Annotated in this window: 1 protein-coding gene; it reads right to left on the bottom strand. The window is 62.0% G+C overall.

Annotated elements, in window-relative coordinates; genetic code table 11:
- The coding region (locus tag CHM34_RS18430; RefSeq protein WP_240512075.1) for a lipid II flippase MurJ at positions 1-455 on the bottom strand (455 nt) is incomplete at both ends.

Raw genomic sequence — 455 nt, 5'->3', positions numbered from 1 at the left:
GATGATGAGAAAGCCGATCTGGCCGATGAGCATGGCTGCGAACGTCCAGAACGCGACCTTGCCGGCCGAGCCGAGACCGACTCCCCGGAATCCGAACGTCGGCTTGTACTTGAAGCCGATGCGTTTGAGCGGCCAGATGAGGATGAGCGCCTGAGCCGCGACGCCGAGGGTCGCCGTTCCGGCGACGAGGGCGATCTTGTCCGGGGTCCATGTATCGAGATCGTGGGTTGCAGAGTTGTTCGTGCCGAAGATGAGAATGAACGCGGCGAGACCAGCGATCGCAACGACGTTGTTGAGCACAGGCGCCCACATATAGGGGCCGAACGACGACTTCGCATTGAGCACCTGGCCCAGCAGCGTGTAGAGGCCGTAGAAGAACAGCTGCGGCAGACACCAGTAAGCGAAGGCTGTGGACAGCGCCAACTGTGCCGGAGACCAGCCCGAGGAGTACAGCC

The sequence above is a fragment of the Paludifilum halophilum genome (genome assembly GCF_002245355.1).
Classification (GTDB): domain Bacteria; phylum Bacillota; class Bacilli; order Thermoactinomycetales; family DSM-45169; genus Paludifilum; species Paludifilum halophilum.
This window is presented reverse-complemented; position numbering and strand designations above follow the sequence as displayed.